The sequence below is a fragment of the Microcella alkalica genome, from assembly GCF_014137945.1.
Lineage (GTDB): Bacteria > Actinomycetota > Actinomycetes > Actinomycetales > Microbacteriaceae > Microcella > Microcella alkalica.
Map to the genome: position 1 here is coordinate 49170 of NZ_JACGWX010000006.1, position 14600 is coordinate 63769.

General features: G+C 73.3%; 16 protein-coding genes. 9 read left to right on the top strand and 7 right to left on the bottom strand.

The features are described 5' to 3' along the window. Positions 1–4 precede the first annotated feature (4 nt). The 4 genes from FHX53_RS10935 to FHX53_RS10950 are packed head-to-tail and all read left to right on the top strand — an operon-like array spanning position 5 to position 4600. Positions 5–1261 (top strand): ferrochelatase, encoded by a 1257-nt coding sequence (locus FHX53_RS10935; RefSeq protein WP_182491386.1) that lies wholly within the window; start codon positions 5–7, stop codon positions 1259–1261. Beyond that, positions 1258–2229, top strand: coding sequence for a hydroxymethylbilane synthase (gene hemC, locus FHX53_RS10940; protein ID WP_182491387.1), 972 nt, complete (start codon positions 1258–1260; stop codon positions 2227–2229). The genes FHX53_RS10935 and hemC overlap by 4 nt, the downstream gene beginning before the upstream one ends. Beyond that, a complete protein-coding gene (hemB, locus tag FHX53_RS10945) occupies positions 2226–3236 on the top strand; it encodes a porphobilinogen synthase (protein WP_182491388.1) in 1011 nt (336 codons plus the stop codon). The genes hemC and hemB overlap by 4 nt, the downstream gene beginning before the upstream one ends. After that, positions 3233–4600 (top strand): glutamate-1-semialdehyde 2,1-aminomutase, encoded by a 1368-nt coding sequence (locus tag FHX53_RS10950; RefSeq protein ID WP_182491389.1) that lies wholly within the window; start codon positions 3233–3235, stop codon positions 4598–4600. Before hemB ends, FHX53_RS10950 begins: the two co-directional genes overlap by 4 nt. 496 nt (positions 4601–5096) lie before the next feature. On the opposite strand, the gene FHX53_RS10955 is transcribed toward FHX53_RS10950, so the two are convergent. The 5 genes from FHX53_RS10955 to FHX53_RS10975 all read right to left on the bottom strand — a co-directional run bounded on the left by FHX53_RS10955 (position 5097) and on the right by FHX53_RS10975 (position 10335). Beyond that, positions 5097–6116 (bottom strand): ABC transporter substrate-binding protein, encoded by a 1020-nt coding sequence (locus FHX53_RS10955; RefSeq protein WP_182491390.1) that lies wholly within the window; start codon positions 6114–6116, stop codon positions 5097–5099. Positions 6117–6285: 169 nt separating this feature from the next. After that, positions 6286–7122 carry an ABC transporter ATP-binding protein gene (locus tag FHX53_RS10960; RefSeq protein ID WP_182491391.1) on the bottom strand — a complete coding sequence of 279 codons (837 nt, stop codon included), beginning with the start codon at positions 7120–7122 and terminating at the stop codon, positions 6286–6288. Next, positions 7119–8312: an iron chelate uptake ABC transporter family permease subunit gene (locus FHX53_RS10965; protein WP_182491392.1), complete on the bottom strand. Its 1194-nt coding sequence runs from the start codon at positions 8310–8312 to the stop codon at positions 7119–7121. The genes FHX53_RS10960 and FHX53_RS10965 overlap by 4 nt, the downstream gene beginning before the upstream one ends. Next, positions 8309–9325 carry a FecCD family ABC transporter permease gene (locus FHX53_RS10970; RefSeq protein WP_343050980.1) on the bottom strand — a complete coding sequence of 339 codons (1017 nt, stop codon included), beginning with the start codon at positions 9323–9325 and terminating at the stop codon, positions 8309–8311. The genes FHX53_RS10965 and FHX53_RS10970 overlap by 4 nt, the downstream gene beginning before the upstream one ends. Then, positions 9322–10335, bottom strand: coding sequence for a siderophore-interacting protein (locus FHX53_RS10975; RefSeq protein ID WP_182491393.1), 1014 nt, complete (start codon positions 10333–10335; stop codon positions 9322–9324). Before FHX53_RS10975 ends, FHX53_RS10970 begins: the two co-directional genes overlap by 4 nt. Positions 10336–10507: 172 nt before the next feature. On the opposite strand from FHX53_RS10975, the gene FHX53_RS10980 reads away from it, so the two are divergent. From FHX53_RS10980 to FHX53_RS10995, 4 genes are read left to right on the top strand one after another with little or no spacing between them, the layout of a single operon-like run. Continuing rightward, positions 10508–10828, top strand: coding sequence for a YtxH domain-containing protein (locus FHX53_RS10980; RefSeq protein ID WP_182491394.1), 321 nt, complete (start codon positions 10508–10510; stop codon positions 10826–10828). Between the two features lie 20 nt (positions 10829–10848). Then, a complete protein-coding gene (locus FHX53_RS10985) occupies positions 10849–11265 on the top strand; it encodes a phage holin family protein (protein ID WP_182491395.1) in 417 nt (138 codons plus the stop codon). Between the two features lie 9 nt (positions 11266–11274). Beyond that, positions 11275–11601, top strand: a complete 327-nt coding sequence (locus tag FHX53_RS10990) for a DUF3618 domain-containing protein (RefSeq protein ID WP_182491396.1) — start codon at positions 11275–11277, stop codon at positions 11599–11601. A 52-nt stretch (positions 11602–11653) separates the two neighbouring features. Next, a complete protein-coding gene (locus tag FHX53_RS10995; protein ID WP_182491397.1) occupies positions 11654–12490 on the top strand; it encodes a uroporphyrinogen-III synthase in 837 nt (278 codons plus the stop codon). Positions 12491–12511: 21 nt separating this feature from the next. Here FHX53_RS10995 and FHX53_RS11000 read toward each other — a convergent pair whose 3' ends face one another. Beyond that, entirely contained in the window at positions 12512–12910 is a 399-nt protein-coding gene (locus tag FHX53_RS11000; protein ID WP_182491398.1) for a DUF1304 domain-containing protein, read from the bottom strand. Between the two features lie 10 nt (positions 12911–12920). Next, a complete protein-coding gene (locus FHX53_RS11005) occupies positions 12921–13946 on the bottom strand; it encodes a 6-phosphofructokinase (RefSeq protein WP_182491399.1) in 1026 nt (341 codons plus the stop codon). Positions 13947–14095: 149 nt separating this feature from the next. Here FHX53_RS11005 and FHX53_RS11010 point away from each other — a divergent pair, with 149 nt between their 5' ends. Continuing rightward, a complete protein-coding gene (locus tag FHX53_RS11010) occupies positions 14096–14548 on the top strand; it encodes a DUF4190 domain-containing protein (protein WP_182491546.1) in 453 nt (150 codons plus the stop codon). The last annotated feature ends 52 nt before the right edge of the window (positions 14549–14600 follow it).

Below are 14600 nucleotides of genomic sequence, written 5' to 3' on the forward strand. Positions count from 1 at the left end.
AAACATGTCGAACGGACTCGGCCCCGACGGCCTCGCTGTCGTCGTCGACCTGAACGAGGGCCGCTACGAGGGCGAGCAGTTCGCTCGCGCCGCGACCGACACCGCCCAGCAGTACGCCGTGCCCGGCCACGTCGAGGAGGGCGTCGCGTACGACGCCGTCATCCTCGCCGGCTTCGGCGGCCCCGAGGGGCAGGACGACGTCATCCCCTTCCTGCGCAACGTCACGCGGGGCCGCGGCATCCCCGACGAGCGCCTCGAGGAGGTCGCGCACCACTACCGCCACTTCGGCGGCGTGAGCCCGATCAACGAGCAGAACCGCCAGCTGCAGAAGGCGCTGCAGGCCGAGGCCGACCGCCGCGGCCTGGGCATCCCCATCTTCTGGGGCAACCGCAACTGGGATCCCTACCTCCCCGAAGCCCTCCAGCAGGCCTTCGACGACGGCCACCGCACTATCCTCGGTCTTGCGACGAGCGCCTACTCGAGCTTCTCGAGTTGCCGCCAGTATCGCGAGGACTTCGCGAAGGCCCTCGACGCCACGGGCCTCTGGGGTCAGGTGCGCATCGACAAGGTCGGCCAGTTCTTCGATTCGCCCGGCTTCGTCGCCCCGTTCGTGACCGGTGTCGTGGATGCCCTGCGCACCCTCGTCGCGGAGGGCGCCGACCTCGAAACGACCCGCGTCCTGTTCGCGACCCACAGCATCCCGACCTCCGATGCCGAGCGCAGCGGGCCGCGCGACGTCGACTGGGGCGAGGGCGGAGCCTACGCCGCGCAGCACCTGGCGGTGAGCGAGGTGATCATGACGAAGGCGCTCGCCGAGCTGCGGTCGCAGGGCGCGGACATCCCCGACGTCGACTGGCAGCTCGTCTACCAGAGCCGCTCGGGCCCCCCGACGCAGCCGTGGCTCGAGCCCGACATCAACGACGCGATCGCCGACCACGCCGCGGCCGGCGCGACCGCGATCGTCATGGTGCCCGTCGGGTTCGTGAGCGACCACATGGAGGTCATGTGGGATCTCGACACCGAGGCGATGGAGACGTGCGAGGAGCACGGTCTGCGCGCCCTCCGCGTGCCGACGCCGGGCGTCGACCCCGTCTACGTCAGCGGACTCATCGACCTCGTCGAGGAGCGTCTGCGCGGCGCCGCCAAGAACGAGCGCGTGCGCGAGACGACCCTCGGCCCCTGGTACGACGTCTGCCGCCCCGGCTGCTGCGAGAACGTGCGCGCGGGCTTCAAGCCCGCCATTTCGGGTCTGCAGCCGTGATCCGGCTCGGCACGCGCGGCAGCGCTCTCGCTCTCGCGCAGTCGCAGCGCGTCGCCGACTCGATCGCGGCCCGCACGGGGGAGGACGTCGAGCTCGTCCGCATCGTCACGCACGGCGATGTCTCGAGCGCGCCGCTCGCATCGATGGGCGGGGTGGGGGTGTTCGTCGCCGCCGTGCGCGAGTCTCTCCTCGCCGAGGAGTGCGACGTCGTCGTGCACTCGCTCAAGGACCTCCCGACGACGCCGCACCCGGGCCTCATCGTCGCCGCGATGCCCAAGCGCGCCGACGCGCGCGACGCGGCCATCGTGCGCTTGGGGCTCGCGCTCGCCGATCTGCCCGCGGGCTCGAAGGTCGGAACCGGATCGCCGCGCCGGCAGGCGCAGCTGCGCCGCCGATTCCCCGGCCTCGAGGTCGTCGAGCTGCGCGGCAACGTCGACACCCGGCTCGCGCGCGTGCTCGGCCGCGAGGCTGGCGTCGCCGCCGACGGCTCGCCGATCGAGGCGATGACGCCCGACCTCGACGCCGTCATCCTCGCCGCCGCCGGGCTCGAGCGACTGAGTCGCCTCGACGTCGTCACCGAGTATCTGGGCATCGACGGATGGCCGACCGCGCCCGGGCAGGGATGCCTGGCGATCGAGACCCGTCGCGATCTGAGCGGCCCGCTCAAGAAGGCGCTGCTCGCACTCGATCACCGCTCGACCCGGCTCGCGGTCGAGGCGGAGCGCGCCGTGCTCCGCCGGCTCGAGGCCGGATGCTCGGCGCCGCTCGGCGCCCACGCCTTCGTCGACGGCGAGATGATGTTCCTCGCCTCGCGCGTGTACTCGCCCGAGGGCGAGCAGGTCTCGAGCGCCCATGCGCTCTACGTCGACGACGCCGACGACCCCGCCGAGGATCTCGCCGCGCGCGTCGCCGACGAGCTGCTCGCGAACGGGGCGGCGGCGCTCGCCCCGCTGGGCGGCGCGCGATGAGCGCGCCGAAGTCGGACAGGACGGGCGATCTCGGCCCGAGCATCCGCCCCCGTCGTCTGCGGCAGAGCGCGGCGATGCGCCGCCTCGCCGGTGAGACCGATCTTCGGCCGCGCCACCTCGTGCTTCCGCTCTTCGTGCGCGAGGGCGCGACCGACGCGCAGCCCATCGCCTCGATGCCCGGCGTCGAGCAGCACTCGCTCGACAGCCTGCCCGCGATCGCGGTGCGCGCGGCCGAGGCCGGGCTCGGCGGCGTGATGCTGTTCGGCGTTCCCGCCGTGCGCGACGCGATCGGGTCGGGCGCGACCGACCCCGACGGCATCCTCAACGTCGCCGCCCGCGCGCTCGCCGCCGAGGTCGGCGACGCGCTCGTGGTGCAGACCGACCTCTGCCTCGACGAGTTCACCGACCACGGACACTGCGGCGTGCTGGATGCCCGTGGCCGCGTCGACAACGACGCCACCCTCGAGCGCTACGCCGACATGGCCGTCGCGCAGGCGCAGGCCGGCGCCCAGGTGCTGGGGCTCAGCGGCATGATGGACGGCCAGACCGCCGTAGCCCGCGCCGCCCTCGACGAGGCCGGCTTCGCCGACGTCGCCCTGCTCGCCTACTCGGCGAAGTACGCCTCCGCCTTCTACGGCCCCTTCCGCGACGCGGTCGAGTCGCAGCTCGAGGGCGACCGGCGCACCTACCAGCTCGACCCGGGCAACGGTCGCGAGGGCGTGCGCGAGGCGCTGCTCGATCTCGACGAGGGCGCCGACATCGTCATGGTGAAGCCCGCGCTCGCCTACCTCGACGTGCTGCGGCAGGTCGCCGACGTCTCGACCGTGCCCGTCTGGGCCTACATGGTCTCGGGCGAGTACGCGATGATCGCCGCCGCCGCGCAGAACGGCTGGATCGACGGCGATCGCGCGCAGCTCGAGGCGCTCACCTCGATCCGCCGGGCGGGGGCCGACGCCGTGCTCAGCTACGCGGCGCTCGACCTCGCCGAGAAGGGACTCATCTCATGACCCGCTTCATCTCGGGCCGCACGCCCACGACCAACGCCGAGGCCTTCGAGCGCGCGCTCGTCGTCACGCCGGGCGGGGTCAACTCGCCCGTCCGGGCTTTCCGCTCGGTCGGCGGCACGCCCGTCTTCCTCGCGAGCGGTCACGGCCCGTACGTGACCGACGTCGAGGGCAAGGAGTACGTCGACCTCGTGGGGCAGTGGGGTCCGGCGCTGCTCGGCCACGCGCATCCCGACGTCATCGCGGCCGCGCACGCGGCCGTCGACCGCGGACTCGGCTTCGGCGCCGTGTCGACGGGCGAGGTCGAGCTCGCCGAGCTCGTGCTCGACCGCCTTACGCTGACCTCGGCCGACGGCGCCGAGCGCCGAGGCATCGAGAAGCTGCGCCTCGTCTCGACCGGCACCGAGGCGACCATGACGGCGATCCGACTCGCGCGCGGCGCGACCGGGCGACCGCTGCTCGTGAAGTTCGCCGGTCACTATCACGGGCACTCCGACTCGCTGCTGTCGGAGGCCGGGTCGGGCATCGCAACCCTGGGCATCCCCGGCTCGGCCGGCATCACACCCGAGACGGCCGCACAGACGATCGTCATCCCCTACAACGATGAGGATGCCCTCGCCGAGGTCTTCACCTCCCACGGCGATCGCATCGCCGCGGTCATCACCGAAGCCGCGGCCGCCAACATGGGCGTCGTGCCGCCGAAGCCGGGCTTCAACAGGCTGCTCGCCGACACGGCGCACGCGCACGGCGCCCTGCTCATCGCCGACGAGGTCATGACGGGCTTCCGCTCGACCGCCGCCGGCTGGTGGGGGCTCGAGGAGGCTGCGGGCACCGGCTACGACGCCGACCTCACGACGTTCGGCAAGATCATCGGCGGAGGCCTGCCTCTCGCGGGGCTGGGCGGTCGCGCCGAGATCCTCGACCTGCTCGCGCCCCTCGGCCCGGTCTACCAGGCCGGCACACTGAGCGGTAACCCGGTCGCCGTAGCGACGGGAGCCGCGATGCTGCGCGGCGCGGGCCCCGAGGTCTACGGGCAGCTGCCGCGCGTCGCCCGCACGATCGCCGACGGACTGTCGTCGGCGCTCTCGGCGGAGGGCGTCGCGCACACCGTCGCGTGGGCGGGCTCGCAGTTCTCGATCTTCTTCCGCGACTCCCCGCCGCAGAACTACGCCGAGGCGCAGGCGCAGGACACTTGGCGCTTCGGCCCGTTCTTCCACGCGATGCTCGAGCACGGGGTGTCGCTGCCGCCGAGCGTCTATGAGGCGTGGTTCGTCTCGGCCGCGCACGACGACGCCGCGGTCGAGCGCGTGCTCGCGGCGGCGGCGCCGGCGGCCCGCGCCGCGGCGGCGGCGACTCCCGCGCTGTAGCGGCGGCGACTCCCGCGCTGTAGCGGCGCGCGGTGGGCCCGCGCTGCCGCGCGGGCCCACCGCGCGCCCCTAACGCGCCTGTGGTCGAGCCCGCGCGCGCTCGTCGGCGCGGACCTGACCGAACCCGTTGCCGAATGCAGGCAGTACGGCCTTCGCCGATCACCTGGTCGGGGCGGCATGTGCCCCGCCGTCTGCGCGTGCCTGCATTTGGCAGCGCCTGCGGCGCGAGCGGTGGCGGCGGCGGCGGCGGTGGCACCGGTGGCGGTGGCAGACTGCGTCGGGGCCAGCGGTCGGCCCACTCCGCGCGTGCGCACCTCAGGCACATCGGCTCATCGAGTGCGCGAGCGACCCGCGCTCTCACGGTCTGCACCCTCGAGTTCCTTAGTTGCGGATCACGACTCGGGCTGCGGCGACCGCGTAGCCAGCGGAGCCGCGTACGGCCGAGGCGGGCCGGGGGAGCGACCGCCCCGCCCGGCCCGCCCGACGTGAGCTCGGCCTAGCCGCGCGCGGCGACGGCCGCGGCGAGCTGCTCGACGACCTCGTCGAGGCCCCACGACAGCGACAGCGCGGTGGGCGGCGAGACGGAGGCGATGAACTCGGTGCCCACGAGCTGGGCGATCGCGCCCTGCTCGATCGCGGGCAGCGACTGCGCGTACGGAGCGTCGAGCAGCGCCTGCGCCTCCTCGGGGGTCGACCCGTAGACGACGAGGATGTCCGACTCGAGCTCACTGACCCGCTCGTACGAGAGGGTGAAGTAGAAGGGCGACTCGTCGGTGTCGAGCTCGTCGACCGCGGGGGCGCTGACGAAGCCGAGGTCGAGCATGAACTCCACGCGCGGGTCCTCGTCGGCGTAGACGTAGAAGGTGCCGGCGGTGTCCCACGCGGTCGCGAGGGTCACGCCGTCGAACTCGGGGTGCGCCGCCGAGGCCTCGGCGAGCGACTCGTCGATGCCGGCGAGCACCTCCTCCGCCTCGTCCTCGCGCCCGAGCGCCTCGCCCGTGATCGAGATGATGTCGCGCCACGGGGTCGACCAGGGCTGGTCCGGGTAGGCGACGACGGGCGCGATCTCGCTCAGGGTCGCGTACTGCTCCTCGGTGAGCCCGGAGTAGTGGGCGAGGATCACGTCGGGGTCGGCGGCGGCGATCTCCTCGAACGGCACGTCGGCGCCCGTGTTCGTGAGCACGGTCGGGATGTCCTCACCGCGCTCCTCGAGAGCCTCGCGGATCCACGGCAGCACGCCCTCCTCGTCGCCCCCGTACGACTCGAACGGGATCGCGACGGGCGTCACGCCGAGGGCGATCGTCGCGTCGGTGCTCGCCCAGCCCCACGTGACGACGCGCTCGGGCTCTTCGTCGATCGTGGTCTCGCCGAACGCGTGCTCGATGGTGACGGGGAACGCACCGGCCTCGGCGGCCGAGCCGTCGGGCGCTGGCGCGGGCTCGGCGGAGCATCCGACGAGAATGAGGGCGAGCGCTGCGGCGGCCGCGAGGGATGGGCGGCGATGGGGGAAGGGCACGGTGGGGCTCCTGGCGGTAACGGGAGGGCTCGTCGCGGCGGCACGGATGCGCGCGCTCGATCTCGACGCGACTCTGCGACGTGCCCTCGGCTGATGAGGTTAGCCTAACCTAACTCATCGCGCAGACGCCCGGCAACTGGCGAGCCCCGAGCGCCCCCGGTGCTGGCGATCACCGCGATCGCGGCAGGATGACCGGCCTCCCCGTGTCCGGATCCTGCAGCAGGCGCGCCTCGATGCCGAAGGCCTGCCGCACGACCTCCGCCGTGAGCACCGCCCCCGGTTCGCCGCGCGCGATGATCCGACCGCCGGCCATGACGACGAGCTCGTCGGCGTAGCGCGCCGCCAGCGTGAGGTCGTGGATGACGAGGACGACGGTCATCCCGCGCGAGACCTCGGCGCGCAGCACGTCGAGCACCTCGACCTGATGCGCGACGTCGAGGGCGCTCGTCGGCTCGTCGAGCAGGAGGATGCGCGGCTGCTGCGCGAGCGCCATCGCGATCCACACGCGCTGCCGCTGCCCGCCGCTCAGCTCGTCGACCCGCGAATCGACGAGCGACGACGCGTCCGTCGCCTCGAGGGCGGCCGCGACGATGACGTCGTCGTCGCTGCGGCGCCCGCGGAAGATGCCCTGGTGGGGGTAGCGCCCGCGGGCGACGAGCTCGGCGACGCGGACTCCCTCGGGTGCGATCGGGCTCTGCGGCAGCACGCCGATCGTGCGGGCGACCCTCCGGTTCGGCAGGCGCGAGAGGTCGGCGCCGTCGAGCGTGACCCGGCCCGCCGTCGGCGCGAGCAGGCGGGCGAGCCCCCGCAGGAGGGTGGACTTGCCGCTCGCGTTCGCCCCCACGACGACCGTGAGCGCGCCGGGCGTGACGTCGAGGTCGACGTCGTGGACGACGGTGCGGTCGCCGTACCCGAGACGCAGGCCCTCGGCGGCGAGCCGCGGGGGAGGCGCGTCGTCGTCTCCCGCGTGCAGGAGGTCGATGGCCGAGCGGATGACATCGCTCATGGGCGCGTCCCCTTCCGAGCGGCACCGCGGTCGACGCCGGCCTGCTCGCCGCGCACGAGGAGCGCGATGAGCACGACGGCGCCCGCGGCGCCCGTGATGAGTCCGACCGGCGGCGAGAGCGTGCCGGGGATGAGGTGCTGGGCGACGAGGTCGGCGAGGGCGACGACCGCCGCGCCGACGAGGGCCGCGGTGCCGAGGGCGGGCGATCGCCCGCGGAGGCGCCGCGCGATCGGACCGGACGCGAACGCCACGAACGCGATCGGCCCCGCCACCGACACCGCCACGGCGGCGAGGATGCTCGAGCCCGTCATCGCCGCAACCCGCGTTGCGACAGGGCTGGCCCCGATCGCGCGCGCCGAGCCGTCGTCGAGCGACTGGGCCGCGAGGGGCCTCCGGGCGGCGACGAGCCCGAGGGCCGCGACTGCGACGGTCGAGCCCACGAGCGCGACGTCGTCCCACGACGGCGACCCGACCGACCCGACGAGCCAGAACCACGCGCTCTGCGCCTGCGTGAGGTTGGCGCGCGTGAGGGCGTAGCCGACGATGCCGTTGGCGAGGAAGGCGACGGCGATGCCGATGACGACGAAGCGCGCTCCGGCGACGGCTCGTCCGCTCGCCGCGACGACGACGGACGTGGCGACGAGGGCGCCGACGAGGGCGGCGCCGCTCACGGCGAGCCCGGTGAGCCCGCCGGCGATGGCGAGCACGGCGGCGGCGCTCGCGCCTCCCGTGACTCCGACTATGTCGGGGCTCGCGAGCGGATTCCGCACGACCGACTGCAGCAGCGCGCCGCTGAGTCCGAGCGCGGCTCCGACGACCAGCGCGAGGAGGAGGCGCGGCAGCCGCAGCCCTTGCACGATGAACACCGCACCCCCGGTGCCCTCGAGCCCGAGCAGCCCGGCGACGACCTCGGCGGGGGCGAGCGGCACGTCGCCGAGCGCGAGCGCGAGCATCCCGACCGCGACGATCACGACGAGGATGCCCGCGACCACGCCGATCGCGCGCCGTCGGTCGCGCGCCCGCCCGGCCTCGATCGCGGCGACGGTCGCGGCGCACGCCGTCGGCAGCCCCTCCGCTCGATCAAATGAAGGGAGGCGACCGCCAGGGTGCGGCGTGTCGCGCCGACGCGCCGCGCGGGAGGGGCGTGCTCCCTTCATTTGGTCGAGCACGGGCACGAGGGGGCGAGTCACGCGGTCACCCCTGAACGCGAGCGCACGAGCGCGATAAGCAGGGGCGCGCCGAGCACGGCGACGACGATGCCCGCCTCGAGCTCGCCGGGAGGCACGACGAGGCGGCCGAGGACGTCGGCGAGGAGGACGAGCGCGGCGCCCGCGACGGCGGCGACGGGCATGCGCGCCGCGTGGCCGCCTCCGACGGCGGCGCGCGCGGCGTGGGCTCCGACGAGTCCGACGAACACGATGGGGCCGGCGAGCGCGGTCGCGGTGCCGGCGAGGACGACGACGACGGCGATCGCCGCGGCTCGCGTCGGGGCGAGTCGGAAGCCGAGCCCGCGCGCGACGTCGTCGCCGAGCGCGAGGGCGTCGAGCGACCGGCCGACGATCAGGGCGCCGACGAGGCCCGCCGCGACGAGCGGGGCGAGGGCGAGCCCGGCGTCGAGCTCGCGGCCGGTGAGGGATCCCACCGTCCAGAACCGGTAGCGGTCGAGCGTCTGGGGGTCGCTGAGCAGCACGAGGGTCGTGAGCGAGGAGAGCGCGGCCGTCACGGCGGCTCCGGCGACGACCAGCAGCGCGGGGCTCGTGCCGACGCGCGCGCTCGAGGCGACGAGCGCGATGACCGTCGCCGCGGCGAGGGCGCCGACGAGCGCGAAGCCGGCGAGGCCGACGACCGAGGTGACCCCCGCCACGGCGATCCCCACGACGACCGCGAACGAGGAGCCCGCGGTCACGCCGAGCAGTCCGGGGTCGGCGATGGGGTTGCGCGTCACGCCCTGCATGACGACCCCGGCGACGCCGAGTGCCGCGCCGGCGAGGAGCCCGATCACCGTCCGCGGCACGCGCAGCTCGCGCACGACGACGGCGTCCACGGAGCCGGCGCCGAGGGCGAGCGGATCGATGAGCACCGAGAGGACGGCGGCGGGATCGGTGGCCCGCGCCCCGACGGCGAGGCTCGCCGCGACCGTCAGCACGAGGAGCGCCATGAGCAGGAGGGCGAGTGGCGGCCTCGGGCACTGCTGCCGGGTCACTGCGCTTCGGAGCGCCCGCGTCGCCAGTAGCCCATGAAGGCGACGTTCGAGCGGGCGACGCCGAGGTCGCTGACGAGGTGCCGCCGCAGCGCCTTGACCGTCGCCGCCTCGCCCGCGATCCAGGCGTAGAAGTCGCCGGTCGTCGGGTCGACGGGGGAGTCCCACAGCAGCTCGGCGTCGACGTCGACCTCATCGAGCACATCGGGAGTCGCCCGGACGACGCTCTCGAGCTCGGCCATGTGCCGCGGCAGCCACGCCCGCACGGCGCGCTGCAGCAGCTCGCCGTGCGGGGCGACGGCCTCGAAGCCGGTCGCGGTCTCGCACCCGGCGTCGCGCGCGAGCCACGCGATGCGGGAGGCTCCGCGTGCGACGACGTTCTGGATGTCGGCGCTCGACGGCACCTCGATGAACGCCTGCGCCGTGATCGCCGGGTCGAGCGACTCCATGATCGAGCAGATGGCGGGGGCGGCCGTCTCGTCGCCCACGAGGAGCACGTGGCGCGCGGCTCCCGGCCGCCAGTCGCAGCCGACGGTCGGATCGGCCGTGCGTGCGTCCGGTCCGATCACGATGAGGCGATCGCCGACGGAGGCCCGGCGCAGCCACGTCGCGGCGGGGCCGTCCGGCACGCCGGGCTCGGAGTCATGGCGCACCATGTCGATGTCGAGCTCGCGCCGCTCCGGCCGGATCGCGCGGACCGTGTAGGTGCGGAACGGGTTGCGCTCGGCCTCCGGCAGGGCCCGCCAGCGGGCGTACCAGGTGCCCGCGAGGATCTCTGCGGGGTCATCCTGCCCGACGTCGCACAGCGAGCCGTTGGCGAACGGAAGGACGAGCTTGATGCGCTGATCGAGCCCCGTCGTGCCGAAGACCTCGAGGTCGTCGCCGGCGAACGTCACGCGCACGAGGTGGGGCGAGAGCGGCAGGATGCGCTGCACGACCACCGCGAAGGGTCGGTAGGCCGGCCAGACGGCGGCGATCGGCGCCACGACGGCCACGCGCTGTGAGGTAAGCATTACCTAAGTATTACCCGATGTGCGTCGGTCGCGCTAGCGCGAGGCGCGGACCGCTCGTCTGGGAATGGCCTCCACGTCTCCTTCACGCCTCGCACCCCCGCCACTACTCTGAGGAGGTCCCGCGAGCCCCGATTCCGGCTCGCAGGCCCAGTGGAGAAAGAGGAGTACGACTATGCGCGGAAAGATCCTGTTCCTGACCGGCCTCGGCGTCGGCTATGTGTTCGGAACCAAGGCGGGGCGCGAGAAGTACGAGCAGATCTCTCGCGCCGCGGCGAAGTTCTGGAACGACCCCCGCGTGCAGGAGCGCGTCGACCAGGTTGAGGGCTTCGTCAAGGACAAGGCTCCCGAGGTCGCCGAGTTCGTCAGCGGCAACGCCAAGAAGGCGGCATCGACCGTCACCGGCCGCAAGAGCTCGAGCACCACCGGCTCCGGTGCCAAGAGCGGCTCGACCGCCTCGACCAGCTCGAGCTCGGGCTCGTCGAGCTCGTCCTGATCCCCGGCGGAGGTGCGCCCATGACGACCCCCCGCACGACTCCGTCCCCCGCCGCCGAGCGACGAGGGCTGTTCGCTCTCATCGCGGACGTCCCGCGCCTCATCGGCGACCTCGTCCGCGCGGAGATCGCGTCGCTCAAGGCCGAGATCGCCGGCAAGCTCAAGGCCGCCGGCATCGGTGCGGGCCTGCTCGTCGGCGCGGGCGTCGTCGCGTTCTTCGCGGCGCTCGTGCTCATCGCGGCGGGAGTCCTCGCGCTCTCGCTCGTGCTGCCCCCCTGGGCGGCGTCGCTCATCATCGGCGTCGTGCTGCTCATCATCGCGGGCATCATCGCCGCGGCGGGCATCCGCAGTCTCAAGCGGGGCATGCCCCCGACCCCCACCGACACCATCGAGAGTGTCAAGGACGACGTCCGCGCCGTGCGCGGACAGAGGAAGTAGAGGAGCATCATGACTGATTCCACGAACCCCACCGGCACGACCCCCACCACTCCGTACACTGCCCCCGCGAGCACGGCTCCCGTTGGCTTCGACCCGACCGCGCTCGAGAATGCGAAGACCGTTGTGACCGATTCCGTCGAGGCGACGCGCCTCAAGCTCGAGCAAACCCTCGATGCGATCGAGGACAAGTTCGACGTCAAGAAGCGCACCGATGAGGTCGCCGAGCGCGTCCAGCGCTCGTACGAGGAGAACCCCGTGCCGTGGATCATCGGCGCGACGGCCGTCGCCGTCGGCGTCATCGGCCTCGTCGCGTGGGCGATCTTCTCGGACGACTGATCGCGCCGTGGTCGATTAGGCCGCATCGCGGGTTGGGGTGACAATGAATGAGATGTCCTCCTCAACCCGAGATGCGACGATCATCGACCGCACCCCCACCGGTGCGCTGCCGGTGATCAAACCCCTGCTCGGCTGGCGGGTCCTCGTCCCCCGCGGCGGCAAGTGGGGCGACGGCATCGCGGCCGGCCTGCGCGCCCTCGGTGCGGCCCCGGTCATCGCCCCGCTCATCAACTTCGCGGGGACGGAGCACCCCGAGGAGCTCGCGGCCGAGCTCGATCGACTGCGCGACGGCGCCTACGGCTGGCTCGTGGTCACGAGCGCGACGACGGTCGACGTCCTCATGAGCCAGGGCGTCCGGCTGCCCGACCGCACGCGCGTCGCCGCGGTCGGCGAGACGACCGCCAATGCGCTTCAGCTCGCCGGGTATCCGGTGCACTTCGTGCCGAGCGATCACTCCGCGCGCGGACTCGTGAAGGAATGGCCCGGCGCCCCGGCCGACGGCGACGTGCTCGTGCCGCAGTCCGAGATCGCCGAGCCGACCCTCGTCAGCGGGCTGCGCGAGCGCGGGATCGCCGCTCGATTTGTGAGCGCCTACCGCACCGTCGGGGTCTCGGCCCCGGCATCCGTGGCCGAGGATGTCGCCGAGGGCCGCATCCGCGCCCTCCTCGTGAGCTCCGGTAGCATCGCGCGCCAGATCGCGGAGCAGTTCGCCCCGCTGCCGGAGTCGACGGTCGTCGTCTGCATCGGACCCCGCACGGCCTTCGACGCGCGCGCCGCGGGCCTGCGCGTCGACCGCATCGCCGAGGATCGCTCGGCGCCGGCGCTCATCAGGGCGCTCGCCGAGTACGCCATGGACCCGGACGACCGCCGTCCGCCCGTCATCCCGTAGTGGCCCCGGCGCGGCGCTCGTTCAGGCGGGCAGCAGCGTGAGTATGCCCGCTAGGCCTACGAGGGCCGGCGCGCCCTGGACGAGGGAGCCGGCCCGCAATCGCGGCGCCGAGATCGCGAGCGCGAGAGCGGCCACGACCATGACGGCGAGGGCGCACGCGGCGATGCCGATGCCGAGCGCGAGCTCGCCGCTCCATGCCAGGGCGATGCCGATGATCACGGCGATCGCGAGCGCGAGGTTGTAGACGCCCTGGTTGGCGGCGAAGAGTCGTAGCGGGCGCGAGTCGTCCTCGGCGCGCACTCCGAACATCCGCCGGACCCGCGGCCGCGAGAACGCCAGCGATTCGAGCGCGAAGAAGCCGACGTGCAGGGCGGCAGCGAGCACCGCCGCGACGAGTCCGGCGGTGCCGAAGGGGGTCATGCCCGCGAGGCTAGCCGAAGAGCAGCGCGGCCTCGTCGTAGCGCGACTGCGGCACGGTCTTGAGCTTCCCGAGCGCCTCCGCGAACGGTACGTGCACGATCTCGGTGCCGCGGAGGGCGACCATGCGACCCCAGTGCTGCTCGTTCACGGCGCTGATCGACGCCATGCCAAGCCGGGTCGCGAGCACGCGGTCGAACGCGCTCGGCGTGCCGCCGCGCTGGATGTGACCGAGCGTCGTAGCGCGGGTCTCGATGCCCGTGCGCTCCTCGATGAGCGGGGCGATGCGCTCGCCGATTCCGCCGAGGCGCGGGCGGCCGAACGCGTCGAGGCCGCGCTCGGAGTGCGGCTCGTCGTCCTCGGGGAGCGTGAAGCCCTCGGCGACGACGACGAGGGGCGCGCGGCCGCGGTCGTAGGCGCTCTGCACCCACTCGGCGACCTGGTCGAGGGTCGTCTTCTGCTCGGGGATCAGGATCGCATGGGCACCCGCGGCCATGCCCGAGTGCAGGGCGATCCAGCCGACGTGGCGGCCCATGACCTCGGCGACCATGCAGCGGTTGTGGGCGTCGCCGGTGGTGCGCAGGCGGTCCATGGCCTCGGTCGCGATGCCGACGGCCGTGTCGAAGCCGAAGGTGTAGTCGGTGGCGTCGAGGTCGTTGTCGACCGTCTTGGGCACGCCCACGATCTTGACCCCCGCATCCGTCAGCCGCTTCGCGGCCGCGAGGGTGCCCTCGCCGCCGATCGCGATGAGAGCGTCGAGGCCGTTCTCGGCCATGACCTCATTGATGCGGTCGACGCCGCCGCGGCCCTCGAACGGATTCGTGCGGCTCGTGCCGAGGATCGTGCCGCCCTGCTTGCTGATGCCCTTGACCTCGTGGCGCGAGAGGGGGAGGGTGTCGTTCTCGACGAGGCCCTTCCAGCCGTCCTTGAAGCCGACGAACTCGTGCGTGTGCACGGTCGTCCCGGTCAGCACCGCGCCGCGGATGACGGCGTTGAGTCCGGGAGCGTCGCCGCCGGAGGTCAGCATTCCAATGCGCATGGGTTCTATCTAAGTGCGTCAGTGGGTCGCGTGCGAAAACGAGCACGGGCCGACAGCCTCTGTCGCGATGAGCGGATGCCCCGCTAGGGTTCGCGCTGAGGGAGCCTCAGCGCTCCGGCCCGCGACCCCGCCTGCGACAGGAGACGAGCATGACCGACCCCACGAACCCCGGCACTCCCGAATCGACGAACCCTGGGCCGACGAACCCTGGGCCGACGAACCCTGCGCCGACTGACCCCGCGTCGTACCCGCCGGCGCCGCCCGCGCCCGCCGCGGCCCCGTACTCGACGCCCGGCGCCGCGACCGACGAGGACCCGGGGCGCATGCTCGGCATCGTCGCGCTCATCCTCGCCTTCCTCGTGCAGATCGCCGGTCTCATCGTCGGCATCATCGCGCGCAAGAAGTCGAAGGAGGCCGGCTACTCCAACGGCTTCGCGACCGCCGCGATCTGGATCAGCATCGTGCTCATGGTCCTCGGCCTCCTCCTCGCGATCGCGCTCATCGCGGGCGGCGCGGCGCTCTTCAGCGGCATCACCGAGACGTGCACTGAGCTCGGCTCCGGCACGTTCGAGGTCGATGGCGTCACGTACGAGTGCCCGTAAGGCTCTCTGACCTTCGGGGGCGGCGGGGCGCATCGCGCGCTCAGCCGCCCCC

Bases quoted from the DNA above. Each gene is read 5' to 3' on its own strand.
- FHX53_RS10935 (WP_182491386.1), top strand. From the start codon at position 5: ATGTCGAACGGACTCGGCCCCGACGGCCTCGCTGTCGTCGTCGACCTG.
- hemB (WP_182491388.1), top strand. From the start codon at position 2,226: ATGAGCGCGCCGAAGTCGGACAGGACGGGCGATCTCGGCCCGAGCATC.
- FHX53_RS10950 (WP_182491389.1), top strand. From the start codon at position 3,233: ATGACCCGCTTCATCTCGGGCCGCACGCCCACGACCAACGCCGAGGCC.
- FHX53_RS10960 (WP_182491391.1), bottom strand. From the start codon at position 7,122: ATGAGCGATGTCATCCGCTCGGCCATCGACCTCCTGCACGCGGGAGAC.
- FHX53_RS10975 (WP_182491393.1), bottom strand. From the start codon at position 10,335: ATGCTTACCTCACAGCGCGTGGCCGTCGTGGCGCCGATCGCCGCCGTC.
- FHX53_RS10980 (WP_182491394.1), top strand. From the start codon at position 10,508: ATGCGCGGAAAGATCCTGTTCCTGACCGGCCTCGGCGTCGGCTATGTG.
- FHX53_RS10985 (WP_182491395.1), top strand. From the start codon at position 10,849: ATGACGACCCCCCGCACGACTCCGTCCCCCGCCGCCGAGCGACGAGGG.
- FHX53_RS10990 (WP_182491396.1), top strand. From the start codon at position 11,275: ATGACTGATTCCACGAACCCCACCGGCACGACCCCCACCACTCCGTAC.
- FHX53_RS10995 (WP_182491397.1), top strand. From the start codon at position 11,654: ATGTCCTCCTCAACCCGAGATGCGACGATCATCGACCGCACCCCCACC.
- FHX53_RS11000 (WP_182491398.1), bottom strand. From the start codon at position 12,910: ATGACCCCCTTCGGCACCGCCGGACTCGTCGCGGCGGTGCTCGCTGCC.
- FHX53_RS11005 (WP_182491399.1), bottom strand. From the start codon at position 13,946: ATGCGCATTGGAATGCTGACCTCCGGCGGCGACGCTCCCGGACTCAAC.
- FHX53_RS11010 (WP_182491546.1), top strand. From the start codon at position 14,096: ATGACCGACCCCACGAACCCCGGCACTCCCGAATCGACGAACCCTGGG.